Annotated in this window: 27 protein-coding genes; 16 read left to right on the plus strand and 11 right to left on the minus strand. The window is 61.2% G+C overall.

Annotated elements, in window-relative coordinates:
- Window positions 1-106: 106 nt before the first annotated feature.
- The 7 genes from ACV095_RS11200 (at window position 107) to ACV095_RS11230 (ending at window position 6,544) form a co-directional block, all read left to right on the plus strand.
- Entirely contained in the window at window positions 107-601 is a 495-nt protein-coding gene (locus tag ACV095_RS11200; protein WP_237430639.1) for a hypothetical protein, read from the plus strand.
- A 15-nt stretch (window positions 602-616) separates the two neighbouring features.
- Complete coding sequence (locus ACV095_RS11205) at window positions 617-967, plus strand: hypothetical protein (RefSeq protein ID WP_237430640.1); 351 nt, start codon at window positions 617-619, stop codon at window positions 965-967.
- Window positions 968-1,385: 418 nt separating this feature from the next.
- On the plus strand, window positions 1,386-1,718 hold the full coding sequence (locus tag ACV095_RS11210; protein WP_478221843.1) for a hypothetical protein: 333 nt from the start codon (window positions 1,386-1,388) through the stop codon (window positions 1,716-1,718).
- Complete coding sequence (locus tag ACV095_RS11215) at window positions 1,699-1,968, plus strand: hypothetical protein (protein WP_478221844.1); 270 nt, start codon at window positions 1,699-1,701, stop codon at window positions 1,966-1,968. Before ACV095_RS11210 ends, ACV095_RS11215 begins: the two co-directional genes overlap by 20 nt.
- Window positions 1,969-2,016: 48 nt before the next feature.
- Entirely contained in the window at window positions 2,017-3,210 is a 1,194-nt protein-coding gene (locus tag ACV095_RS11220) for a tyrosine-type recombinase/integrase (RefSeq protein ID WP_476741766.1), read from the plus strand.
- Window positions 3,207-5,918, plus strand: coding sequence for a tyrosine-type recombinase/integrase (locus ACV095_RS11225; RefSeq protein WP_478221845.1), 2,712 nt, complete (start codon window positions 3,207-3,209; stop codon window positions 5,916-5,918). The genes ACV095_RS11220 and ACV095_RS11225 overlap by 4 nt, the downstream gene beginning before the upstream one ends.
- Window positions 5,915-6,544, plus strand: a complete 630-nt coding sequence (locus ACV095_RS11230) for a hypothetical protein (protein ID WP_476741764.1) — start codon at window positions 5,915-5,917, stop codon at window positions 6,542-6,544. The genes ACV095_RS11225 and ACV095_RS11230 overlap by 4 nt, the downstream gene beginning before the upstream one ends.
- A gap of 58 nt (window positions 6,545-6,602) precedes the next feature.
- On the opposite strand, the gene ACV095_RS11235 is transcribed toward ACV095_RS11230, so the two are convergent.
- The gene (locus ACV095_RS11235) at window positions 6,603-6,872 is read right to left on the minus strand and encodes a hypothetical protein (RefSeq protein ID WP_476741763.1); all 270 of its coding nucleotides are present in this window, start codon (window positions 6,870-6,872) and stop codon (window positions 6,603-6,605) included.
- 179 nt (window positions 6,873-7,051) lie between these two features.
- Between ACV095_RS11235 and ACV095_RS11240 the strand changes: the two genes are divergently transcribed.
- From ACV095_RS11240 to ACV095_RS11265, 6 genes are all read left to right on the plus strand, one after another.
- Window positions 7,052-7,378 carry a DUF6572 domain-containing protein gene (locus tag ACV095_RS11240; protein WP_476741762.1) on the plus strand — a complete coding sequence of 109 codons (327 nt, stop codon included), beginning with the start codon at window positions 7,052-7,054 and terminating at the stop codon, window positions 7,376-7,378.
- A gap of 120 nt (window positions 7,379-7,498) precedes the next feature.
- Entirely contained in the window at window positions 7,499-8,119 is a 621-nt protein-coding gene (locus ACV095_RS11245; protein WP_476741761.1) for an RNA polymerase sigma factor, read from the plus strand.
- Window positions 8,116-8,793 carry a hypothetical protein gene (locus ACV095_RS11250; protein ID WP_476741760.1) on the plus strand — a complete coding sequence of 226 codons (678 nt, stop codon included), beginning with the start codon at window positions 8,116-8,118 and terminating at the stop codon, window positions 8,791-8,793. Before ACV095_RS11245 ends, ACV095_RS11250 begins: the two co-directional genes overlap by 4 nt.
- A gap of 479 nt (window positions 8,794-9,272) precedes the next feature.
- Window positions 9,273-9,731, plus strand: a complete 459-nt coding sequence (locus ACV095_RS11255) for a hypothetical protein (RefSeq protein WP_476741759.1) — start codon at window positions 9,273-9,275, stop codon at window positions 9,729-9,731.
- Between the two features lie 51 nt (window positions 9,732-9,782).
- Window positions 9,783-10,415 (plus strand): hypothetical protein, encoded by a 633-nt coding sequence (locus tag ACV095_RS11260; protein ID WP_476741758.1) that lies wholly within the window; start codon window positions 9,783-9,785, stop codon window positions 10,413-10,415.
- Window positions 10,416-10,810: 395 nt separating this feature from the next.
- Window positions 10,811-11,827: an ATP-dependent DNA ligase gene (locus tag ACV095_RS11265; RefSeq protein ID WP_478221846.1), complete on the plus strand. Its 1,017-nt coding sequence runs from the start codon at window positions 10,811-10,813 to the stop codon at window positions 11,825-11,827.
- Here the strand turns inward: ACV095_RS11265 and ACV095_RS11270 are convergent.
- The 3 genes from ACV095_RS11270 to ACV095_RS11280 form a co-directional block, all read right to left on the minus strand.
- Window positions 11,824-11,970 (minus strand): hypothetical protein, encoded by a 147-nt coding sequence (locus tag ACV095_RS11270; protein WP_478221847.1) that lies wholly within the window; start codon window positions 11,968-11,970, stop codon window positions 11,824-11,826. The two genes, ACV095_RS11265 and ACV095_RS11270, sit on opposite strands and share 4 nt — an antisense overlap.
- 9 nt (window positions 11,971-11,979) lie before the next feature.
- Window positions 11,980-12,678, minus strand: a complete 699-nt coding sequence (locus ACV095_RS11275; protein WP_478221848.1) for an SOS response-associated peptidase — start codon at window positions 12,676-12,678, stop codon at window positions 11,980-11,982.
- 94 nt (window positions 12,679-12,772) lie between these two features.
- A complete protein-coding gene (locus ACV095_RS11280) occupies window positions 12,773-14,074 on the minus strand; it encodes a hypothetical protein (RefSeq protein WP_478221849.1) in 1,302 nt (433 codons plus the stop codon).
- 1,069 nt (window positions 14,075-15,143) lie between these two features.
- Here ACV095_RS11280 and ACV095_RS11285 point away from each other — a divergent pair.
- Window positions 15,144-15,599 (plus strand): SRPBCC family protein, encoded by a 456-nt coding sequence (locus ACV095_RS11285; protein WP_478221850.1) that lies wholly within the window; start codon window positions 15,144-15,146, stop codon window positions 15,597-15,599.
- A 28-nt stretch (window positions 15,600-15,627) separates the two neighbouring features.
- On the opposite strand, the gene istB is transcribed toward ACV095_RS11285, so the two are convergent.
- From istB to ACV095_RS11300, 3 genes are all read right to left on the minus strand, one after another.
- Window positions 15,628-16,446: an IS21-like element helper ATPase IstB gene (gene istB, locus ACV095_RS11290; RefSeq protein WP_478221851.1), complete on the minus strand. Its 819-nt coding sequence runs from the start codon at window positions 16,444-16,446 to the stop codon at window positions 15,628-15,630.
- Entirely contained in the window at window positions 16,443-18,119 is a 1,677-nt protein-coding gene (gene istA, locus ACV095_RS11295; protein WP_478221852.1) for an IS21 family transposase, read from the minus strand. The genes istB and istA overlap by 4 nt, the downstream gene beginning before the upstream one ends.
- Before the next feature lie 250 nt (window positions 18,120-18,369).
- Window positions 18,370-18,753: a DUF1304 family protein gene (locus ACV095_RS11300; protein WP_478221853.1), complete on the minus strand. Its 384-nt coding sequence runs from the start codon at window positions 18,751-18,753 to the stop codon at window positions 18,370-18,372.
- Window positions 18,754-19,315: 562 nt separating this feature from the next.
- Between ACV095_RS11300 and ACV095_RS11305 the strand changes: the two genes are divergently transcribed.
- Together ACV095_RS11305 and ACV095_RS11310 are read left to right on the plus strand one after the other, a co-directional pair.
- Window positions 19,316-19,525 carry a hypothetical protein gene (locus tag ACV095_RS11305; RefSeq protein ID WP_478221854.1) on the plus strand — a complete coding sequence of 70 codons (210 nt, stop codon included), beginning with the start codon at window positions 19,316-19,318 and terminating at the stop codon, window positions 19,523-19,525.
- A gap of 5 nt (window positions 19,526-19,530) precedes the next feature.
- Window positions 19,531-19,908 carry a GIY-YIG nuclease family protein gene (locus tag ACV095_RS11310; RefSeq protein ID WP_478221855.1) on the plus strand — a complete coding sequence of 126 codons (378 nt, stop codon included), beginning with the start codon at window positions 19,531-19,533 and terminating at the stop codon, window positions 19,906-19,908.
- A 68-nt stretch (window positions 19,909-19,976) separates the two neighbouring features.
- Here the strand turns inward: ACV095_RS11310 and ACV095_RS11315 are convergent, their stop codons facing one another.
- The 4 genes from ACV095_RS11315 to ACV095_RS11330 all read right to left on the minus strand — a co-directional run bounded on the left by ACV095_RS11315 (window position 19,977) and on the right by ACV095_RS11330 (window position 22,363).
- On the minus strand, window positions 19,977-20,567 hold the full coding sequence (locus ACV095_RS11315; RefSeq protein WP_109045420.1) for a recombinase family protein: 591 nt from the start codon (window positions 20,565-20,567) through the stop codon (window positions 19,977-19,979).
- A gap of 168 nt (window positions 20,568-20,735) precedes the next feature.
- Entirely contained in the window at window positions 20,736-21,635 is a 900-nt protein-coding gene (locus tag ACV095_RS11320) for a DNA/RNA non-specific endonuclease (RefSeq protein ID WP_478221856.1), read from the minus strand.
- Window positions 21,636-21,795: 160 nt separating this feature from the next.
- A complete protein-coding gene (locus ACV095_RS11325; RefSeq protein WP_478221857.1) occupies window positions 21,796-22,011 on the minus strand; it encodes a hypothetical protein in 216 nt (71 codons plus the stop codon).
- Between the two features lie 103 nt (window positions 22,012-22,114).
- The gene (locus ACV095_RS11330) at window positions 22,115-22,363 is read right to left on the minus strand and encodes a hypothetical protein (protein WP_478221858.1); all 249 of its coding nucleotides are present in this window, start codon (window positions 22,361-22,363) and stop codon (window positions 22,115-22,117) included.
- Between the last annotated feature and the right edge of the window lie 18 nt (window positions 22,364-22,381).

Here is a 22,381-nt window from a genome sequence, read left to right on the forward strand (position 1 = left end):
AGAAGTGGCTTCCGCGTGTTGGAAACCTTCCCGGACTGGTGTCCAGGTGCGATGCTAAAGGCGCGAGCACCGCTTATAGCGGTTGCAAAAATTGGGGGACAAAAACATGCAACGGAACAATCCGAAGAATGCAGCGCCATCATATGCCAAGAGAACTTTTCTCCCGGTTTCCGGTTTGGTTGGAGTTGCTGTTATTACACTGCTCTGTGGCTGCTCGACTTCCGATCCGCAGAAGGCATCAAATGCTGCTTCGCCGGCTCGGACGGGAGCCAGTCAGGCTGCTGCACCACCTGACTCCATTCCCAGCGCAAATGGCCGGGACAAGACTGCCGACTTCAAGACAGCAAAGAAGAACGCGCCATGGTTGGGCAAAATCAAATCCGTAACCGAAACCGAAGCGGGCAGGATTCGCATCGAAACCAGCCTCGTGGATCCTCGCGGCGCTGACGGTGGCGAGGAGGCCAAGAGCGCGATCGCCATCTGCGAATCAGTAGTCTCTCTCTTCGGTCCGAGCTACGTGTCGGTTCTTGAGGATGATGGCACCAATTTCGTCCTGTTCGGACACCCCTCGGTACCTAGGGGTGCTTGCGCTGAAGTCTGACTAGGACGAGGATCTATGGATTTAGCTGGACACATCGTTAGGGAAATTGATCGCTACTGGGCGGATGAGGTGAATATTCTCGGTTACTGGCAGGACGGGCCGGCTACGGTCTGGGGTGTGTATCGCCGCACTATTGACCCCACGGTGGTGCTGGGACGTCGGCTCGCATTTCACTCAGAGGCGGCGGATGGCACCGTTGAGGGCTTTGCACGTGATGTGGCCATAAACATGGCCGAGCCAATTGGTCGTGCCGCCAGCCGTCCTGATCAACACGGGGTTGTCTGGGTGGGCGTTCCCAAGGACCGCCGGATCCCTGAGCCTCCGAGCGAGGTCTTGCAAATCCTGAGGAACAATGAGTCCAGCTAGCTTCCGATTCCTAATGTCCGAGATTTCGAGAGGCTAGTACCTGCATCAGAGCGCTGTCCTCGTTCGCTCCACCCAGCCCGTAAGCCGGTCCCCCACGGGCCGTTTCAGAGCAGGGATTCCTGGAGAAGGCCAATGAGTCTTACTCATCCCACAAGACTCGCCTGCAAAATTACCCGGTGACGGCGCCCGAAGGGCCACCCTCACACCCGAGAGTAGTACTGGTATTCGATCCCCGAATCAGCAGGTATGTTCAAGGCAACCCCCTGTTGCAACGTCCATGAGAAACCGCCCTGTCCCCACTGGGTATAACCCGGGGGCCTAGTTGTCGTACCCCTCCCCCATGATGGGAGCCGGCGGCCAGTAACCTGGCCACCGTTCTTTGGCGTGTCTATTCGAATATATATTCTAAGGTTGTGGTATGTCCTCCGAGAGTTTTGCGGCCGCGCTACAGGCGCAGTACGCACGGCGGGCCGGCCCAATCGGACTGACCGTGGAAGAGCTCGATTTCGAGCACTTCCCGGTCAAAAACGGATATCCAGGCATCCCGGTGAAGGCATGGATCCGGTTCCCGAACTGCGCCGAGCTGGTGGACGGCGAGGTCTTTGCCTGGACAGCGAAAGCAGCCGAAGTGACGTGGAACGACGGGCCGGTCACGTACCGGACCTGGGTATGGAGTTCGGCGGTCACCCGCCGGGAGGAAATGATGAACAGGAATTTGGGAGAGCGGACCCGTGGCAAGAACAACAACTGACAACCCCCTGGACGTCCCCGTACAGGTCCGATTTACCGCCAAAGGCATACCCCTGGCCGTCCGATACGACGACCGGATCTGGGCCGTGGCCGCCGAACCAGTGCGCTGGTTCACGCGCTCAGACTGGTGGAACACCGCCAAACGGGCACCGGTCGGCTGCGGTGACCTGGTCAGCGTCGAACACTGGCAGGTCCAGGTCCGCCTTATCTACCCTCCGGTGGGGTTCACAGGGATGTGTGTTCTGAACTAGGGTCGTCTCGGAACGCACGGATTATCTACCCCGACGAGGTACGTCCGCATGGCGCATTCATTGATTACGTTTCCGTCGACCAACCACCCGGACCCCTCGATTCCACGGCACTGGATCGCGTTCAGGGTCATCCACAAGGCCGGGGGCCCGTCGTGGGCAGTTGTGGACACTTCCACCTTCGAACTACATCCTGAATCCAGCTCATACCTTCACTACCTCTTTGGTTCCTCCCGGTCGACGAATACCCTGAGGGCGTACGCGCAACGCCTCGCCGCGTTCTTCACTTGGCTCGGTCCGGCCCGGTTGAACTGGGCCGACGGCGTGCCCGTCGTTTCACGGTTTATCCGGGAACTCGCTGCTTCTCCGTTGCCCGCCACTGAATCGGACATCGAATATCGTGAGCCGCGTTACCGCAGCGGGAAGACAATGAATCAGTACGCTGCGGCCCTGACCCAGTTCTACATGTGGGCCGCCCGCAGTGATCTGATCAGTGAGAAGACGGCGGCCGGCTTCTATGAGACGCGAATCGCGTACGGGTATTCCGGTGACAGGCTCCTGCCGGGCAAGGTATCCAAGGCCAGGGCTGTGAGGGTCAAGGAAGTCGAAGAAGCCCCCAAGCTTCTCGACGAACACTCTGCCCATTCGCTGTTGTCGGCGATGGCCAACCGGCGTGACCGCTTCCTGGTGGCGCTGATGCTCGAAACAGGCCTCCGAATCGGCGAAGCACTGGGCCTGCGGACGGAGGATCTGCATCTCTTCCATGACTCCCGCGGCCTCGGCTGCGCGACCGCCGGCCCTCACATCCATGTCCGTCGGCGCCAGAACCCGAACGCCGCGTTGTCAAAGTCGGCGAATCCGCGCAGCATCCCCGTCACTGAAGCGGCCTGCACCCTGTACCACCTCTACGCTGAGGACCGCATCGACCGTCTGGACGTGGACTCAAGCCCGATGGTTTTCGTCAACTTGTACTCCCGGTCCCACGCCGGGGAGGCGATGAAGTACTCCAATGCAGTCAAGATTTTCTACCGCTCCTCAGGGCGCGCCGGTCTCCGGGTCAACCCGCACATGACACGGCATACAGCGGCGACCCGCTGGAAGCGGGCCGGAGTGCCGGGAGCGGACGTCCAGGAACTGCTCGGGCACCGCAGTCCCTCGTCCCAGCACGTGTATGAGCATGCCAGCGACCAAGATCTTCGCGACGCCATCGAAAGTGTCCGGCCAGGTTCGGAGCGGCACCGATGAGCGGTGCAGGGCAGACCGCGCCTGATGTTGCTCCTGCCCCGGCACGAACGGAACCGGTCGACGCGTCGTTGGACCTCTCCCGGTTCCAGGACATGCTGGTCCAGGAAATCCGGGAGGATTGGCGCCCGAACGAATGGGACAGCAGGACGTGGATCTTCACCGGAGTCCCAGGCCATCTGGGGACCCTCGTCAACGGCTGTAATTTCCCCGGATGCTCCCGTCCCTCATTCACCCGCCGCAGCGGACTGTGCAACATCTGCACTGGCCGCTATATCCGGCACACCAAGCGCATGGGCGCCATGAGCGCCGAGGACTGGGTCAAACAGGCAGCCGAACTGCAGAAGACAAACTGGGCATGCCGCATCGACCCGATCCTGTGCTCAGTGGCAAACTGCACGAACCGCAGTAAAGGCCTAGGCGTGCCCCTCATGGCCGCCACGGACGGAAACCCCCGACGATGGCACCAGAAAAAGGACCGGTTGCCTCCCTTATGCCTGGGCCACCACCCTGTCAGGACAGTGCCAGACATCGCAGCCTGGGTGGCTGCCCAGGAAGCCAAACCGGTTACGGCACCGGAATACTGCGCCGTCCCATGGTGCGGCTACAAACGGCAGGCAGCCAACCGGATCGGGCTCTGCAGGCGCCATTCAAAGCTGATCGCCACCCAGGGAGAGCTGACTTTGCACCTCGAGCGAGAAGCTGTCGTCTCGCTGAAACCCGACGGCTACCGGGAAATCCACGCCCCCTCCCCCACAACAGGCGGATGCGAACTCAACCTCGCTGCATTGCGCCGGCGGCACCCCGGATTGGCCACGGAACTGCTGTGGGCCCTTCAGCACCAGGACGGCATTGGTTTCCCCATCAATATCATTACGACCCGGGCTCTCATCCGTTCGGCCATGGACTTCCCGCAGGCCACGAAATCCTTCCTCAACGCCGACACCCGGGTCCTGTCCGAAAGCAAGGTCATGCGCTCGGTAAATGCCTGGTCGATGTTCCGTGTGGTGCGGGCCAGATTACTCGAACGCTACGTCCCGTGGTCCACCAACGGCGATCTTCTCCGGTCAGACCTCATCCCATTCGGTCTTCTGACGACGTCATCCAACAGATCCGGGTCGGCCCGCTCCTTGGCAGCCCTGGATTTCCGGCCTATACCCCTGGAATGGGCCCGGCAAATGGCCAAGCTATGGATCTTGGAGCGGTCCACCACGGAGACTTCCGCGACGACCCTCATCACTCACGTCGCACGGCTCTGCACGGACTTTGTCGTCCGGTGCGCGGCGCGGAACCTCCCCTCACCCACAAACGCGTCCGACCTCACACGAGAACATGGCAAGGTCCTGGCGCAGGCGCTGGCAGGTCTTGCCCGGCTCGATGGGCACCCCCTGCCCAACAGCTACAAACGGCTCCTTGGATCAACGCTTGCCGGCATGATCGACTACGCCCGGAAAAACTCGGACCTGTTCGAAAACACCACTCTCTCCTTCGCCCTGGACTACGACCTGCAGATCCCCCTCGAAGACAATCCGGGGGCAGACGAAGACGATGAGACCGGACGGGCTGTTCCCGAACCCGTGATCGAGTACCTCTTCGAGCAGCTGCCCACCGCACGAGTCTCCAATCCCGCATCAGCCTCTGCCCCCAACGCCGTCTACAAAGCAGCGTTCACCTGCTACCTGACCCTTTTGCGCGACGCCGGACGCCGACCCAGCGAAACCGCAGGTCTCCGCCGTGACTGCCTCAGCTACGACACGACCGGCCAAGCCACCCTGCTCTGGCACAACGACAAAGGAAGACGCAGGGGCAGGCGCCTTCCTATCTGGGCAGAAACCGCCCAAGCCCTGGAGACCTGGTTTACTGTCCGGGATCAACACATCACCGCGATGCCGCCCGGGCAGCACGACTGGCTTTTTCCCACGTTCCGTCCCAGGGCCCGGGACAAACACCTCAAGACAACGTGGTTCAACAAACGGCTCCGGGACTGGATCGACCTCGATCTTCCAGACCTGCCAGGCCCCAATAACGGCCCCGGCACAGGAACGCCGTTCTGCAAGACCAGTGTTTTCGCCTATGCGTTCCGCCACTCCTACTGCCAACGACTGGCCGACGCAGGCGTCCCACAGGAAACCCTCCGCCGCCTCATGGACCACCGGTCCGCTGACACGACTGCCCAGTACTACACAGTGACCAACGCACGAAAACGCAAAGCCATCGAGTCCGTCAAAAGGCTTTCCTTCGACGCTCTGGGCGCCCACTCCCCCGTTACCGAAGACCTCTACTCCATGGCCGCGGTCGCAGTACCGTTCGGCAACTGCACCGAACCGACCAACATCAAAGCAGCGGGCAAAGCATGCCCCGCACGTTTTCAATGCGGCGGCTGCACTTTCTTCAGATCTGACCCTTCCCATCTCCCAGACCTCAAGGCGCATCGGGAACGGATGAAAGAAGACCTCGCCTGGCAGGTCGCGCAGAACCTTCGACCCTCACTCATCACTGACACCCGGAACGAGATCGAAGCGTTCACCGCCCTCATCGCTGCGCAGGAAACGCGGCTGGCCGAATTGCCCGGCAGCGAAAGGGAGTCCCTCGCGGAAGCCTCCGCCGTACTGCGCCGGCTCCGTTCCAGTGTCCCGACCGCCGTCGAGAAACCCTTCATCCCAGTCGGAAGCCTCAAGGTCAAAACCCGCGTACTCGAGGACGAGGAATGAGAACCCACTCAGGCTCGAAAACGGCTGCAATGGTGCAGCACCGAAAGAAAGTCAGCAAAGCCAAAAGGCAGGCAGTCCTGGCAACAATCGATGCGATGACACGAACAAACACGCCCATCAGCGTGGCCGATGTTGCGCGCCGTGCCGGCGTCAGCCCCTGGCTCGTCCGCCAGAAACCACTCCTGGAGCACGTAAGAAAAGCGCAGTCCGTGCAATTCAGAGGTTCGTCCGAGGAAACAGCGAAATCCACTGCCGGAGTTGGGCCCGTCGAACGTGATCTATTGCGCAAGGAGAACCAACGGCTCCGTCACGAGCTGCAGAAGCACCAGCGCCGCATCTCCGAATTGCTCGGCGACCAGATTGACGGCACCGACGCCCATTCACAGAGCCTTCGGGTTCAAGAACTGACCGATCAGAACATCATCCTTTCCAAGCAAGCCAGTGACGCCATCCAAGAACTGCGTCAGCTTCGACAGAACTCTGAAGCGCTGTCATCCGACCTCGAGGCAGCTCACCGCGTCAATCGTTCCCTCATGGCCGAAATAAACCGGCCGGTACGACCCACAGGTCGGAGCGCCGCGCCTAGTTCCCGATCACTCAGCTCAGAGCCAACCCAAACTCACTAGGTTGCAGGGACGAGAGGCGGCCGGCCGCATCTAGGAAGGTCCTCCAGGAAGACGGCGGCTAGTCAAACTCAACATCGAACCCTCCGAACTGCAGCGCATCTCGGACAAATTCCCGTAGCTGCTCTAACTCATGCACCTCCGCAGCCGCCTTCGCCGCCGAGCTGTTCCGGAAATAGATGGCTATGCTCATAGGAGGAGCCAGCATTTCTGAGTCAATCTCATATTTGTGTCCACGAAAGCTCACAGATAAACCCACGCGAGCGATATGGAGTTCGCCGTCCTTAGACGCGATTGCATTAGGTCCTCTTGCCTCAAAATCGGTACTCATCTTGGGCCCTTTGCGTTCTCCATGAAAGCGAGCGTACGCGACGAAGGAAAGACCGGTCGCCGGCGCAGACCGGCAGGGAGTCGGTCCCGGGCGAGGCTAGCGTTGCCTTCGACTCTCCTGAGTGATGATCAAATGAGCCGATACGCTGTCCTGCCGTCTTCACCCAATAGGAGCCTGCCTTGCCCGGAATCCACGAACCGAACGTGATCGATCTCGTGACGCACGATCCCGTGCAGGATGAATACAAGTTGATCATGGTCGAAGAGCGTCCTTGGACAGGCGCTGCGGAACAGCTAGAACAGCTGAGGGAAAAGATCAACAATTACGCCATGTTCGTCCTCGATGAGGGCCTCCTGCACTCATACCCAGATGCTGCTGGACGTCCTGTATGCATCCAACTTGATTGCGTCAGTACGGCCCCTGCGGAAGTTCAGGAACTCATTGACTTGGCATCCGAAGGACTCCGGCATTACGGCATCCGCTTCGCCGTAAACCGCCTTGGCTGAACAACGCTTCATGGATCGCCCCTCACAGGCAAGGAGACACCGCCCGACCCCCGGGTATCGGGGCTGCGAAAACATTCTCACGACCGGGAACCTTTTCCGGGCCTGCGGACACTACAAGGTATGAGGCATATGGAGGACACCGATGAAGACCTGTGGCGCGCGTGCACAGCAGGCAATGCTGACGCTTTTGGCGTCCTGTTCAACCGGCACGCCGACGCGGTCTTCCGGTACTGTCTCTCCCGCTGCGGATCCTGGCATGACGCCGAGGAGCTCGTCTCGATCACCTTTCTGGAGGCATGGCGGCAACGACACAAGCTCAGACCCGAGAGAGACAGCCTCCTCCCCTGGCTGCTCGGGGTCGCCACAAACGCAGACCGCAACAGGGCAAGAGCATCGGGGCGGTATGCCGATTTCCTGACCAGGCTGCCGCATTCGGATCCCCGGCACGGCGGACATGAAGCAGACCATGCCGAAGCGGTGACGTCCAGGGTGGACGCGGAGCGTGAAGTCCGCGAACTGCTCGACACAACCGCAGGACTGCACGCCGGGGAACGGGACGTGGTGATCCTGTGCCTGATGAACGGGATCAGCCAGGAAGAGGCAGCCAAGGCCCTCGGTATACGGGCCGGGACAGTGAAATCCAGACTGCACCGCGCAAGGTCCAAACTGGGCCTGATGAAGCAAACGCCAGTGCCCGTCGAAGAGTTGGACACCACGATCGTTGAAGCGAGGCTGTCATGAACCTGACCGAAGTGACGTACCCCAAGGACACCAAAGACCGTGTCCGAAACCTGCTCGTCCAGGAAGCACGCCGCACTCCGAGGCGATCACGCAAATGGCTTGCCCTTCCCGTCGTGATCGCTGTTGCCGGCACCGCAATAGCTGGAACCACCGCGGCCGGGGTCTACACGGCCCTTGCCCCGGTGAACGACAAGCGCGACATCCGCTGCTATTACCGCGCCGACCTCACCACTACCTACCCCGTCAAAGCAGATCCCAAAGTCATCATGCCCCCGTACATCACCACGGGGATCTTCGTGACAGGCTTCGACGCGAAGAACAACCCGAGCCCCGGCGATCCGAACGCAGGAATGCAACAGATCACCGACCCCATCCTCCAGTGCGGCCGCAGCTGGGACCTGGGACTGATGAATCCCCAGGGCATCACCGACGACCTCGTCCCTCCGGGTTTCGTCCACACCACGCCGACGGCAGACCCCGGGCAGTCCAGCGCCAACGGCGGCATGCCCACCGACAAGTACGGGAATCCGCTCGGCGGCCCTGCCGGGTCGAACAAGCTCATTGGCCACTACGTCCCGCAATTGACCGCGTGCGTCGTCGATAACAACGTCGCAGTCATCCCTGGCGGACCCGAAATCTGCGCCCACCTCGGCATCCCCACGCTCGAGGAATAGCAGAGTGTTCACGTAAGATTGGCGGCTGTCTGTCCCGCCAGTCATGAGAGTCCTTTGCGAGAGTATTGATCTATGGGATCCTTCACGATCACGAGTCCGCCGTTGTCTATTGCGCGGGAACTGTGGCGGCTAGGCGAGCCTCATCTCGCGGCGCGCGCCGTGGAGTTAACGGCAGAGCAGGCCGTAGACATCGCCTTCAGGGCTGGCGAGCTACACGAGTCCGGGCAAGCACATGCTGTATGGCCTCAGGGCCCGAGCGGCACCACTCCCGCGCTGATGCTCGCAGCTGTGGAATACCTCGCCGGGACCCTGCGTCCCTGCGCCAGGAGCCGCCGCCTTCCGGAAAAGAACTTACCCCCATCCTTGCAGGCCACCGAGGAGGAACGTTGGGCAGCACTGACTCCAGTAGCCCGGGCACTTGATCGGGGGCGCCTGGAGACGCGCGCCTAGCCGCCGTCTTGTCTGGATATAGTTCCATCGTGGATAGTCAGCGGAGGGCACGGGCGATTTTCCTGTGTGAGCAGACGGGGATTACCCCGCCGCATGAGCTGCCTGACTTCGCCACTGAGCTGCTGGTCCTGGGTTACGACAGCCCCTCGCTCCGCGAAGTGGCAGGACTTCCGACGGGAGACAGGGCTGATGCTGCTGATTTGTGGAGCGCAGTCCGCGAAGAACTGGGCATCGAGCGCGAAGAGCCAGAGGAAGCCGCCGGCTTTCTCCTCCGATATTGGGGCGAGGAGACCGCCAAAGGGCGGATCGACGTCCTGGCTGGGTCGAGGCTAATGTACCGGGTTGGCTGGTTTCCGCTGGGACAACCGAGCGAGCTGAATGAGCTCTTGTATCTCTTGATTCTCTGGGATGAGATGCCGGAGCAACGCGAGCAAACGGCCGCGGAGCTTCTCCAGTTCGCACAGCATCTAGTGGACAGCGAAAGATGACGCAGGCCGGGGATCCAAGCAGCCGGCAGGTCCTCTGGAACAATCTTCGTCATGGAAGATGAGTGGTTTCGGTCCCCAGGCTGGAGCGAAGCGGACCGCGCCGCGTTCGAGGCACGCCTCGCCAAGTCCCGCAAATACAACCGTGCGCAGTATCTGCGTATCAAGGGGCTGGCGCTGCGCGACGCCGGCGAAGTCGGCGGGGCCAGAGAGCTCTGGACGCGCGTGCTCTCGGATGACGGAGAGTTCTCCACGATGGAGGGCTTCACAACTCTGGAGCACCTGGGGGACTCGTACGTTGACGATGACCCGACGCTCTCGGAGTATTACTATCGGCGCCTGCTCAATGACAATCCAGCGCTGAAGAGCACAACGATGACGCAGCACATCAAGCTTGCCGAACTCCTGATACGGCGGGGCGATGGGAAGGCCGTCGAAGAAGCCGCGGAGTTACTGGTCCAATGGCCGGAGGTGGCGCGCATTCCATTTCCCAGCGCCCACTTCCGGTGGAACCTCGCAGTGATCGACCTTGCAGACAAGACTGGAGACCGGCAAACCGCAGTCGAGGCTGCACGCCGGGCGCTGGAGTTGGCTGATCGAGGGCCTGTGTTCCCGCGTCACAAAACAGTGGGCGTCGTTGACGCGGAACACCAGATCCTTGCACGACTAAAGCGCCTCGCGAAGTAGTAATGGTGTCCTTGACCCGAGCTGGCGATCTCAGCTGATCCTGCTCCGAGCCGACGTGTCTTGAATCCCTGGGGTTACCAGATGGTCTGCTGCCACGTGAGCATCCGCTTCCTTAGAGGTAGTCATCGTGCGGGGAGGAACTCTCCGCTTTGACATGGCTACCGATCTGCGAGGATCTAAAACATACGTGGCTAACGTGGCTCGGCGACTGTCCCCCGCTGACCAGCACAAATGAACTATGAGGGGAGATAATCCGCCTGACCTCTACCTCGGCGCTGCGCACATTCGACCTGCGCCGCGACCCCCTATCGGAACAGTGGTTACTGGCTGGCATCACGGACGCAGGAGCTGCGGCCGCCTAAGCCCGGCAGGGCTGGCGGCGGTAGCGTGGCGCTATGACAGAGGACGTGCCCCCGGCCCTGCATCCGCCCGTGTCGCTGGCCCTGGCCAAAGCCGTTGATTCGATCCCGGCCGAGGCCGCGCTGCCCGGCGGCAGCCGGTATGAACCCAAGTGGGACGGCTACAGGGCCTGCACCCTGATAGGAGCTGGCGGAGTGACCTTGTGGTCGCGGCAAGGCAAGGACTTGTCGAGGTACTTCCCCGAGCTCCTGGAGGCCTTGGCGGAGCAGGTTCCACCCGGTTGTGTTCTCGATGGTGAGGCCGTCATTTGGTCCGGCGACCGGCTCGATTTTGACGCCCTGCAGCGACGCCTGGTCGCTTCAAAGACCGGCCTGCCCGCCATGGTCCGGGAACAGCCAGCATCGTTCGTTGCCTTCGACCTGCTGGCCGTTGCCGGCCACGACATCAGGGACACTCCGCTCCAGCAGCGCCGGGAACTACTGGAACAACTTGCCGCAGGCTGGGAGCCTCCACTGAACCTCTCCCCCATCACCCAAGACCGCACCCAGGCACTCACATGGTTCGAGGAACTGCACCACGCGGGCCTGGAAGGGCTCGTGGTCAAAGGTGCCGGACAGAGCTACCAGGGAGGCGTTAGACAGTGGATTAAGGTGAAGCGCCGCCAATCCCTGGACGTGGTGTGCGCTGCCGTCATCGGCCGCATGGACCGGCCCCAGTACATTGTGGCCGGCCTGCCCGTAGAGGGGCAGCTACGGATCGTTGGGCGGTCCACACCGCTCAGCGCGAAGGCTGCCCGGGAGCTGGCAGCCTACCTGCGGCCACCGCAAGACCCGCACCCGTGGCCGGAAGTCATCCCCGAAACCATGCTGAACAGGTTCAGCAAAGACAAAGGCCCTGTGACCCTCACATTGGTGGAGCCCCTGGTGGTAGAGATTTCCGCAGATGTGGCGTGGACGGGGAACACGTTCCGCCACGCGGTTAGGTACCTTCGACCGCGGCCGGAGTTTTCCCCTGTCGACGTTCTCCTACCGGAGCGATTTCAGGCGGGTTAGCGATCCGTGCGGATCACTATGAGGTTCTGGCCTTCTTCCAGCAGCGCGTAAGGGTTTTCCCGCGCTTCTTCGTAGGTCTCGCCTTCGGCCTCGATGTGGTTGTAGCTGCCGTCCGGGTTAGTAATGGTGCCGGTGAGTATCACCGCATGAGTCTATTTCGCCGCGGGCTCGGCCGGCTCAATAAGCTCCGGGCCGTTGTTGCGCACGCTGTTGACCCGGGCACTGACAATCCGAGGTGTCAGGGTCGGTTCCGGGAGGGAGTCCAACAGGCGCTGCACATCGCTTTTGTCGGTCAGGTCCGGATCGAGCCATTCCGCGAACCGGTCTCGCGGGATGATGACCGGGGACCGGTCATGGACATGGCCTAGGGCGTCCTGGGTGGTTGTGGTCAGCACCGTGCAGCTGAGCAACCATCTGTCCGGGTCGTCCTCTGGCAGCGATGGATCAGCCCACCACTCATATAGGCCGGCGAAGCCCAGCATGGGCTCCTTCTCGGAATACGAATAGTTCGGGATCTTCTTGCCGTCCTCGGTCTTCTGCCATTCGTAGTACCCATCCGCAGGTAGCAATCCCCTGCGTTTGATTGCGGCCTTGCGGAACGACGGCTTCTCCAGAATGCTTTCGCTCCTGGCGTTGATCAGCTTGTTGCCGATTTTGACGTCCTTCGCCCATGACGGCACGAGACCCCAGTGCGCCACGAGCAGGTGACGCTCGATGCTGCCCTCGTCCAGCCGCTCCGCGATAATCGGTACACTCTGGGTTGGTGCCACGTTCCAACTTGGCGGCGGCGGGGTACCCTCCACCTCCTTGGCATCAAAGTAGCTGAGCAGGTCACCGGTGGCTTTGGACATAACGTATCTGCCGCACATGAGGTCATTCTGCCTGACGAGGGTCGGATGGCGTCCGACCCTGGAGCTGGGTCACTCCGTTGGATGTGGCTCACGGTCAGCTCTCAGGCTCCCATCGCCAACGGGTCTTCGCGTCTCTGAGGCTTGCTCGGACTGACTTCGCGTCCGCTTTACCCGCGGCTACATCCCTCCACGCTTCATAGAGGTCCCGTGTATCAATAAGCGCTCCCCCGGCCTCGGTGAGCGGCCGCAGGTCGTCATCGTTGGGGATGGCTTGGACTCGAGTCGATGGGTTAGTACCCCGCCAAGCATTGACCACATGCCATACGGCAGGAGGCTCCTGTCCGGTTTCCTTGGTGTATGCCACTGCCGGCCGCCCTGTGATCTGGGGGACGTCATTCACCTTCGCACCCTTCGCGTACCCCTTCACTTCCACAAGACTCAGCCAGTCAGCGTCCGATGGGTCTTCAACGCGAAGGTCTTCAAGCTTTGCACCGGTTCGCTCGTCGTGGTGATCGTCCATGTCCCTGGCTTTGAAGCCCAGGTCCCTCAGGACTGTCGTCACAGCCTCCACCAGTTCGTCACCGTCGCTAGTGAGAATCCGGCGGGTTCCTGCGTCCGCCAAGCGCGTCGATTGTTCCAGCTGGGCTTGCAACTCGCGTTCACGTTGCTGAAACTCCGTGACAGCTTCCTCATGAGCCTGCCTTAGTGCCTGCAGGTCAACTACATGCTTGGTTACCTCGCGAGGGGACCATCGACTGCTTGTTTTCCAGTCAAGGTCGGGGGGCACGCTGTCTGGATCAACATTGCCAACTAGGTCAAGGAAGAGCCGCAGCCAGGCCGCGTGTTGTTCAGTTTCTGGGGGCAAAACCAGGTTCAGCTTGCCACCGCGTTGGGTGAGCAGCGCATAAACGGATTGTTTGGCCCCGACGTGAACGAGGGGAATGCACCGTGACCCGAGGTTGCCCTCGTCCGCGACCGTTGCGTGATAGGAAGCATTGAGGGGCTTCACAAGGCGCCAAGCCGCTTTTTGTCCCTCACGCACGTTGGGAATCACTGTCGTTTTCAAGAGTGTCGCCAGGGGTGATGGAACTTCGCGTGGAATTGCTAGCTCATGTGCCAGGGTATGCATGTCCCGAAGGAAGAAGTAATCCGTTGAGTCCTCAACGAAGCCTCCCGCCGCGCTGGCTCCGAAGGAGAGTACGTGCAGATGTTCGGAACGACGGCGGGCGTTCAGCGCGAACGTTACCAGGATGTCGTATTCCTCCTCATGCACCTTCTCAGTTCGGGTAATGGGCTTGATCGTTGGTGCCAGCTCCAACAATTCTTTTGTCAGCACCTCCTGTGGAGGGTCCTCGAAGAGCACGCGAGGACGCGGCTGTACGTTGAAAATGTTCACTCGCAAACAATATCGAGACGTCAGACTAGGGGTGGCAATTGAACGCGTCCCACTTCCTTCAAAGCGGGACACGCAGGTGCACCCGTTGGCATCGCAAGGATGTACCACTCCAGTACGCTCGATCACTGCAAGCTCGGAAGAAAGGGCCTTCCCGCTGGGGATGGCACATTGGGGGAAACGTTGAGTCAGAAGAAGAAGCAAACAGGCGGCAATCCGGCTAACAAGGCGTGGAAAGACGGGACTGCGTTAGGAGACGCGGTCATGGGGTGGTGCAACGACTTGATCCGTGTCGGTAGCGATGACCATGCCACAATAGCGGGAGCCGTCGCGGCATGGGTCGGATCTGGCAATCCTGGGCGTAAGGGCATCAATCAGTGCGTCAGCGCCTGCTATCAGCTGCAGATTCTTCTGGGTGCCATGGGCGTTACGACGGTAATCTTGCCCGTTTTCTTACGGATCATTGATCCAAACACGGCAAAGGTCCTGGGTACAGCGGGTTCGAACTCGCCCGTATGGTCATCCGACTTCAAGCGGTGGACAGGGCATGCTGTCGTGTTCATCCCCGCTCAAGGACGAGTTCTTGACGTTACTATCGGTCAGGCACTCACCCACGAACCCATGAAGCAACGAGCCCCCCTTCTTGGAAAAGTCACGGGTGCAGTCCAGGGAAACGTTGGAGCGGCGACTGCAGCCGGGTCAATTTGGCAGGTCCAGCGTAATGGGCACATTGCTGAATACCAGGTACTGAAGCAGGCCCATAACCCTTTGTCGCAACCCCAGGTCGTTCAGGCTCTTCAAGCGGCGACTTTGGATTTCAAGAACAAGGCTCCCGGGCTGGCGCGAGGTATCTCTCGCTTGGTTAGCTCGCGTAACCAAAGCTCCTGAACAAACCACCTTGTTCTGTCCCATGAGTATGTCAACTTGTTTCAGGACCACTGAGGCGGCCTGATCCAGGACCACCCACTACCCAGCTGTGTGCTGGACCTTGCCACCTCGGGAGGCGACGGGCGCAGCAGGCTGGGGCTTCCGATGTTCAAGCAGACCATGAACGAACTGCCATACTCTGACAATGGCCGTTTACTTTGAGTGCACGACACGGACGAGCACGCCCCAATCGGAACTGTTTGACCGTGCCCGGAGTATCGACGCCCACAAGGACTCGATGGCGCAGTCTCGTGAAGAGGCGGTTGCCGGCGTCACGTCCGGGCTCATCTCTTTGGGTGAGGAAGTCACGTGGCGAGCTTGGCACTTCGGCGTTCCGCTTCACATGACGAGCCGGATCACCGAGATGGAGTCGCCGAACTATTTTGTGGATGAGCAGGTCAAAGGTCCGTTTCGGCGGTTCCGGCACGTCCATGAGTTCAGTCAGGACGCGGCGGGCACCACGATGATTGATCGGATCGAGTTCGCGGCACCGTTCGGCCCCATAGGGCGTCTGGTGGAGAGGCTGGTGCTGGCCCGCTACCTTCAAAAGCTAATCGAGTCGCGGAATCGGCACCTTACCGAGGATCCCACTCGCGGATAGTTCGTATCGGTAGTCCAGGGGCACCCGGCTAGCCTCCGGTTTGTTGGGCGATGGTGTGTGCCAGACGGTAGGAGTCTGTCCCGGTTTCGATGATGGCTCCATTGAACGTAAGCCTGTCCACGATCGCGGCGCACAGCCTAGGGTCGGTGAAGGTTTTGGTCCAGCCGGAGAATGATTCGTTGCTTGCGATGGCGATGGAGTTCTTCTCTTCGCGTTCGGTGAGGACCTGGAAGAGGAGTTCGGCGCCGCGGCGGTCCAGTTCCATATAACCGAGTTCGTCGATGCAGAGCAGGTCGACGCGGCCGTAGCGGGCGATTGTTTTGGCCAGCATCTTTTCGTCGGCGGCTTCGACGAGTTCGTTCACGAGCCTGGTCGCCAGGGTGTATTTGACCCGGTAGCCCTTCTCTGCCGCGGCCGTGCCAAGGCCGATGAGCAGATGGGATTTTCCCGTCCCGGAGTCCCCGATGAGGCAAAGTGGTGCACCTTTGCGGATCCAGTCCCCGGTCGCGAGGGTGTGGATGGTGGCGGGGTTGATGTTCGGGTTCGCATCGAAGTCGAAATCCCCGAGCCATTTGTCCCGGGGGAAGTTGGCGGCTTTAACGCGGCGGATGGAGGAGCGCCGGTCCCGGTCATCGCACTCGGCCAGCAGCAGCTCGGCCAGGAACCCCTGATAGCTGAGTTGTTCTTTGCCGGCGACGGTCAGGGCCTCGTCCAGGACTGCCCGGACCGTGGGCAGGCGGAGCCGGCGGCAGGCTTGGTCCACGGCCGCGACCGCGGCTTGCTCGGTCAGTCCGCGTCGCCGGCGCAGGGTCGGGGAAATGGTGACGGCCGATGCAGTGGGACTCATGAGATGTTCTCCTTCGACGCTATTCCTGCGGGATGTTCGGTGCGTTTGGCCAGCAGCTCGTCGTAGGTGCTGACCGATGGCAGGGGCCGTGTGTCCGGCGGGAGCCCTGCGATGACGGCGGCCGGGTCCATGAGCCGGCGCTGGGTGAGACTGACAACCCGTTGCACATTGACTTCATCGTGAGCACCGGGATGACGGTTCGAACCGGACCCACCCCCGGAAGCAACCGTTGCGTGTCTGCGGGCTTCGACTGCGACGACATCGGCACTGACAGCACCCACTCCCAGCGCCGCCGCGATCCCTGCCTGGACGTCGCGGGCGTCCATGGAACGGTGGAGCAGCAGCACGTCGATGAGTTCACGGGTGCCGTCGGCATCGCCGTTGACCCTGCGGGCAGCGGCCCAGAACGCTTCATGGGCGTTGGTGAACGCCCCGGACTCGCGTGCCCTGGCCAGCGCGGTCGAACCGGGCAGCGCGCCCGGTTTGGTCTTGAGCACCTCGAGGTAGTGATCCAGCTGGACCGATTGCCCACCTTTGGCAACGATTCGCGGATGCCTGGCGGCCACGGCACGGCCGTCAAACACCACGACCTCGGACGCCCGCAGGGACACCCGGACTTTCCTGCCGATGAACCGGGCCGGGACGGAGTATTTCACCATCCTCACCGTGATCATCGAAGACCTGTCCACGCGCGGCGTCAGGACGAGCCCCGGGTCGAAAATCTCTCCCGGCAGCGACGCCAGGAACGGCCGCTCGGCGGCGAGGTCCTGGCCGATAGTGCGGATCCTGTCATTGATCCGCCGGGCATCGTCCTGCGCTTCCCATTCCCGGATTCGGTTGTTGAGCTCATCCAGGGATGCAGCAACAGGCATTGGGGACAGCCGGTTGCGGCGGAACCAGCCGACTTCTCCTTCGACGCCGCCCTTTTCGTGAGCCCCGGCGATGCCGGGCTGGCAGTAGAAGGGGTCGAAGCCGTAGTGGGAGCGGAACAGAACCCACCGGTCGTTCTCCTGGCGCTGCCGGCCCTGTCCGAACACCACCGCGGTGACCGCGCTGGTGAGGTTGTCATAGCGGATATGCCGGACCGGCACGCCACCGATCTCGTTGAACGCCTCGATGTGGCCTTCCAGGAATGCTTCCTGGGCCTGCGTCGGGTAGATCCGGTGGATGGCCTTGCCGGAGTTCGAAAGCCGAAAGACGAACATGTGGCACTTGGTCTTCACCCCATTCAGGACGACCCAGAGTTCCCCGAAGTCCACCTCGGCCTCCGCGCCCGGGGCGTGTTCCTGCGGGACAAACACTTCCACCCGGCGGCCGGCCTCGACATCTATCTGCGCCCGGCGGACCCGCACGTAGTCTCGCACCGTCGAATACGACAGATCGGCCGCTCCGTGCTCCTCAATGAGCCGGGCCAGGATCCTGCGGGCGGTATGGCGCTGCTTCCTCGGCGCGGTGGTGTCCTCGGTCAGCATGGCATCGATCGCCGTCTTGAAAGGGTCCAGCCGGGGCGATGACCTCATTGGCGTCTTCCGCGCCGGCGGGAGAGGATCCGACAATGCCTGCCGGACTGTGTCCCTGCCGATCTGATACCGCTTTGCCAGCCCACGGATCGACAGGCCCTCAACGCGGGCGTCTCTGCGGATCGTGGCGAACAGCTCCATACGCACCCTCATCCGGACCTCCCAGTGCTCGCTTTCATCAGATGAAAACAACACTGGGGGTGGTCCTGACTCAAACCGTCACAAGCAACCGGCGAGTCGTGGGTGGTCCTGGTTCAAGCCGTCACACCGGTCCTGAATCAAACTGCCATATTCAGTCCCACTTCCTTGGAACCGGAACACTGGTGGTGAGACCGCTCCCCGGATACGCAAGTCAGTATTCAAAGTCGGCATCACGGGCGTCTGTAAGGGGATCCCCATACCCCTAGTTGAAGAGAACGTAGAAGACGATTACCAGCGCCGGGAAGAGCGCCTGGCCGATGGCGCTGACCAGAAGGCGCTTCTCTGTGACCCACAGCCAGAAACCAAGGAAGACGTGGCACGCGCAGCAGAAGACTACTATGGCTGACCCGCTGGTGGGAGTGCCTGAAAAGTTCACCAGCCACAGGCCCACCGCGATGCCCAGGCCGAAGGTGATGTTGTAGGCGCCAACATTCATCGCCCACATCCGAACTGCGCGCACGTCTTCCGGCCTGATCAGGAAGATCCGGTGGACCCGTTGGTCGCCATGGAAGAAGATCTCCAGGATGCCAACGCATACCAGCGCCAGGCCGGTGGATCCGGCGAGTATCTGGCTCAGCACATTCATGCCGCGCTCCTAGGCCAATCTTGCATCTCCGCTTCCTGCGTGCAGGTTACGCTTCAGGCGCGAAAACCTTCAAGGGGCGGATTGCGAACGCAGTCCACTACCCACTACCTATGCCCGCCCCCTCCAGCCGGCCCCAACAGCCCGCGATATCACCCCTGCACGCCGCCACGTGTTTCCTCCCACACGAAACTGATTCACCGCTTCCCCAATCCCCGATCGTCAGCCTCGCTCGAAAAGGCTGTCCCACTTCCTTAGAAGCGGGACGTTCGTGGGTGGGCGCCCGTGGCGGTCAGTGCCGGGCGTCGCAATTGGGTCTCCAGAGGAAACCCACTGCAGGACGTCCAGACCGACGCCTAGACTTCGGGTATGTATACGGGGGGAATGCCGGTCGATGAGTGGACGCCCTTGCGTCAGATGCGCCGGACTCAGAAGTCTGGCCCCCGGCCGGTTATTGAGCACTTCGGGGAACGTCTGAGGCAAAGCAAGTTCGGTCACCAGCTGACGCGTGAAATGTACGCCATTCCGAACAAGAAGCCTTCGGCGGTTAGGCCCGCGTGAGCTCGTGGGCGAGGCATTCTGGGCCTCACAGGCATGGGCCTACGAGGACGAGGGGCATACGGTCCTTTCAGATGACTTCTGCCGGCAGCAGCGCGATGACGCGCTGGAGAACTTCGACCTGAACATGGCCTTTTTTGCGACGCTCCGGCCCGATGCTTTCGAGGCTGCCCTGGCCGAGATGCTGGCCAAGAACAAGCAGCTGCGGGAGAGGTGACTGATTTGAAGACTCTCGACTGGGAGGAAGGCGTCTACGTGATGGTGCTGGACAGGTACCGGCAGGCCTACATCGGCCAGGCCGTGGATATGAGGGCACGCATCCGCAGGCACTGGACCGCCAATAAGCAGTTCGACCGGCTCCTGTGGGGCCACAAGCACCAGTCGGTCCTCTCGGTTGACTCGTTCCGGGCCCTGGACACGACCAGGATCTTTGCCGCGAAGACCATCAACGCGGACCGGCTCGAGCGAAGGCTGGTGAAGAACTTCCCGCCGGACTTCCTGCTCAACCGCATCGAAGGCGGAAAGTTGAGTGCTGTACGTGGGGCATTCATCGCCACTGAGGTCAAACGGCGGCAGCTGGTTGTTGAGCCGGGATTTTGAAGTGCCCGAGAACTTGCCGGGTCGCGTAACCTTTGCGTCCCATAAGATGTCCCAAAACTAGGGGCGCGTTACGCGGCTGCGGACTCGACTTCTGGGACGTCGTTCCTGCTAAGAGCCCGGGTCAGTGAGGAAACGCTGACGCTAAGCCGCTCAGCCGTTTCCTTCAAAGTCTTTCCTTCGCTGCGCAGCTGCCGGGCCGTTTCCAGTTTCCCTGGCGTCATCGACCGCGGGCGGCCGCCGAGCCGGCCTCGCGCTTTAGCTGAGGCCAACCCCGCCTTTGTTCTTTCCGACAGCCGTGATCGTTCGTATTCCGCGAGGGAAGCGAACATGTCAAAGATGAGCTTGCCGTGGGCACTAGTCGTATCCAGCCAAGGTTCAGCCAGGGAACGGAAGCCTATCCCCCGCCTGCCCAGCACTGTGACGATGTCCGCAAGGTCGGAAGTACTACGGCCTAGCCTGGTCAAGTCCGCGACCAACAGCACGTTGCCCGGCTGCAGGTAGTCCAAGCAGTCCTTCCATCGTGCCCTTGCCTGGGTAGCCCCGGACGCGTACTCCTGAAAGACGCGGACTGCTCCGGCCGCTACCAAGGCGTCCACCTGCGAATCGAGCGATTGACCACGAGTACTGACCCTCGCATAGCCGACGATGTTCCTAGGCACGTCAAAAACCCTCTCATCACCCTTTTGACCGAATTTCTTTTCGGCAACCAGTTTTGACTAAGAGTAGGAGTGCTTTTTCGACTTTTTTCTGTGACTTTCGGCGGTAAATGGCTGCGTTTTCACAGCGCTATTTGGCGCGTGTGGAATACACGGCAGGTTGACTTACCGTCAGTCGCCCAAGTCGAAGTCCAGGTCTAGGTCTTGTAGGGAGTGCAGTTCCCGCCATGTCGAGGTAACCCGTGCGGAGGGCAGGGCTGTGGCGATCGGCATCCGGTCTACGGCCACCAGTTGGTTCAGGCTTAGTCCCGTGAGCGCTGCAATATCCCGGATTGGGGCCTGAAAGGTGCGGAACGGGCCTAAGGGGGGTGCCTCGACTGTAACTCCAGGGTGGGGAACATCGGGCAGATCAGTCAGCTGCGGCGTCTGGTCCACGACATAACCGGTGGCCGCCAGTTCGCCGCGGTAAAGGAATGCGGCGACCTTGAAGAATTTGAGCGGGATGTCCACGCCACGGTATACCGGGTCTGTGTCCCCGAAGATGGGGCCAGTGAAGACAACGATCCGGCGGTTGTTGCCTGCGGCGTTTTCCTGCAGGTAGCTCTCCAGACCCAGCCAGAGTTCCATGCCTTGGTTGAATTTGGCTGCCTGCGGCGCTGCATTCGTGTAGTAGAACGTGTCCTCGTTTGCCTGGGCCGCCTCGGCAGGGGTGTCGCCCCAGACGGCGGAAGCGCGGCGGACCAGGTGCCCCCGATCCAAATCGTTGTGCGCGTAAACCTGTTCCCCGGTCTGCTCGACTTCAGGGAGCCGCGGATCCAGTCTCCACTGGATGCCGCCACGTTCCAGGTCCTTCAGCTTCGTGCCGTCCAAGCCGAGGGCTGTGACTGCGGCGAGTCGCTTGTCCGGGCGCATCAGGACAGAGAAATGCGTGTAGGGCAGCAGCACAGTCCTCACGTCATGGAGGGCCGGGACAGGCACTTCCATCCCTAGGAAATCCTGGTCGTAACCGAGCCGGTTGGCCAGGCTCCGGGCATTTCTGGCAGAAGCCTTGGCCGTCATCACTTCATCCATTCCCGGACCCTATCAATGAGATGTGACAAGGCCGCGAACGCCCGGCAACGCCGTGGCAAGAATGCCGACGCCCGCCCAATCCCAGGTCCACGAGGGCGCGACAGCCAGAATGGTCCGACCCACCGTCAATGCTTAGGTAAGGGAGGTGCGAGGAGGATCTTCAGTCCGTTTGGACGAATAAAAAGAGGAAGGCCGCAGCCATTGCTAACCCGACCCATATGCTGAGCAAGCGGGTCTTCTTGTACTTCCTGGATTTGCCCCGCTGGTCTGCCATGAGCCATTGGTCGTACAGCACTACGGAGGCCACAAATATCACGGCTGAAATCGAGACGAAGGTGAACGACAGTGCTGTTGGGCGTGGAACGGAATAGATCATGGCGGCCTCCCGAATCGGATCATGCCCGAGGCTTTATGCGATGGCCCCTTGATGACGACTTCGGGAACTCTATTGCGGAGCGTACGTCCCTTGCAGGCGAGGCTTAGGGAGAGTCGCGCCCTTCAGGTTCTGCTTTCATGCGATAGCGCTGCCCGCGGCTCAGAAGGATCCCGAGCCTGGTAATACAGGCGGTGGCCAGAACCATGCCTGTTATCACGAAGAAAATATCGACCCCTGTCCAGCCTTCCCGCTCCACTCGCACCAGGGTTGGAATGAGCAGGCACAGGCCGCCGACGAAGCCCCACCAGGGCAGGATCCAGCCCTCGCGGCCGGCAGATGACGTTGTGCCCATGCTTCCACCTTCCAAGAG

It is taken from the genome of Arthrobacter sp. JDC6, assembly GCF_056484025.1.

What these genes read in the sequence shown, in the direction of transcription:
- ACV095_RS11300 (WP_478221853.1), bottom strand. Translation starts at nt 18,753, where the DNA reads ATGAATGTGCTGAGCCAGATACTCGCCGGATCCACCGGCCTGGCGCTG.
- ACV095_RS11235 (WP_476741763.1), bottom strand. Translation starts at nt 6,872, where the DNA reads ATGAGTACCGATTTTGAGGCAAGAGGACCTAATGCAATCGCGTCTAAG.
- ACV095_RS11245 (WP_476741761.1), top strand. Translation starts at nt 7,499, where the DNA reads ATGAGGCATATGGAGGACACCGATGAAGACCTGTGGCGCGCGTGCACA.
- ACV095_RS11325 (WP_478221857.1), bottom strand. Translation starts at nt 22,011, where the DNA reads ATGATCTATTCCGTTCCACGCCCAACAGCACTGTCGTTCACCTTCGTC.
- istA (WP_478221852.1), bottom strand. Translation starts at nt 18,119, where the DNA reads ATGAGGGTGCGTATGGAGCTGTTCGCCACGATCCGCAGAGACGCCCGC.
- ACV095_RS11225 (WP_478221845.1), top strand. Translation starts at nt 3,207, where the DNA reads ATGAGCGGTGCAGGGCAGACCGCGCCTGATGTTGCTCCTGCCCCGGCA.
- ACV095_RS11210 (WP_478221843.1), top strand. Translation starts at nt 1,386, where the DNA reads ATGTCCTCCGAGAGTTTTGCGGCCGCGCTACAGGCGCAGTACGCACGG.
- ACV095_RS11275 (WP_478221848.1), bottom strand. Translation starts at nt 12,678, where the DNA reads ATGTCCAAAGCCACCGGTGACCTGCTCAGCTACTTTGATGCCAAGGAG.
- ACV095_RS11330 (WP_478221858.1), bottom strand. Translation starts at nt 22,363, where the DNA reads ATGGGCACAACGTCATCTGCCGGCCGCGAGGGCTGGATCCTGCCCTGG.
- ACV095_RS11220 (WP_476741766.1), top strand. Translation starts at nt 2,017, where the DNA reads ATGGCGCATTCATTGATTACGTTTCCGTCGACCAACCACCCGGACCCC.
- ACV095_RS11230 (WP_476741764.1), top strand. Translation starts at nt 5,915, where the DNA reads ATGAGAACCCACTCAGGCTCGAAAACGGCTGCAATGGTGCAGCACCGA.
- ACV095_RS11260 (WP_476741758.1), top strand. Translation starts at nt 9,783, where the DNA reads ATGGAAGATGAGTGGTTTCGGTCCCCAGGCTGGAGCGAAGCGGACCGC.
- ACV095_RS11265 (WP_478221846.1), top strand. Translation starts at nt 10,811, where the DNA reads ATGACAGAGGACGTGCCCCCGGCCCTGCATCCGCCCGTGTCGCTGGCC.
- ACV095_RS11200 (WP_237430639.1), top strand. Translation starts at nt 107, where the DNA reads ATGCAACGGAACAATCCGAAGAATGCAGCGCCATCATATGCCAAGAGA.
- ACV095_RS11250 (WP_476741760.1), top strand. Translation starts at nt 8,116, where the DNA reads ATGAACCTGACCGAAGTGACGTACCCCAAGGACACCAAAGACCGTGTC.
- ACV095_RS11320 (WP_478221856.1), bottom strand. Translation starts at nt 21,635, where the DNA reads ATGGATGAAGTGATGACGGCCAAGGCTTCTGCCAGAAATGCCCGGAGC.
- ACV095_RS11285 (WP_478221850.1), top strand. Translation starts at nt 15,144, where the DNA reads ATGGCCGTTTACTTTGAGTGCACGACACGGACGAGCACGCCCCAATCG.
- ACV095_RS11205 (WP_237430640.1), top strand. Translation starts at nt 617, where the DNA reads ATGGATTTAGCTGGACACATCGTTAGGGAAATTGATCGCTACTGGGCG.
- istB (WP_478221851.1), bottom strand. Translation starts at nt 16,446, where the DNA reads ATGAGTCCCACTGCATCGGCCGTCACCATTTCCCCGACCCTGCGCCGG.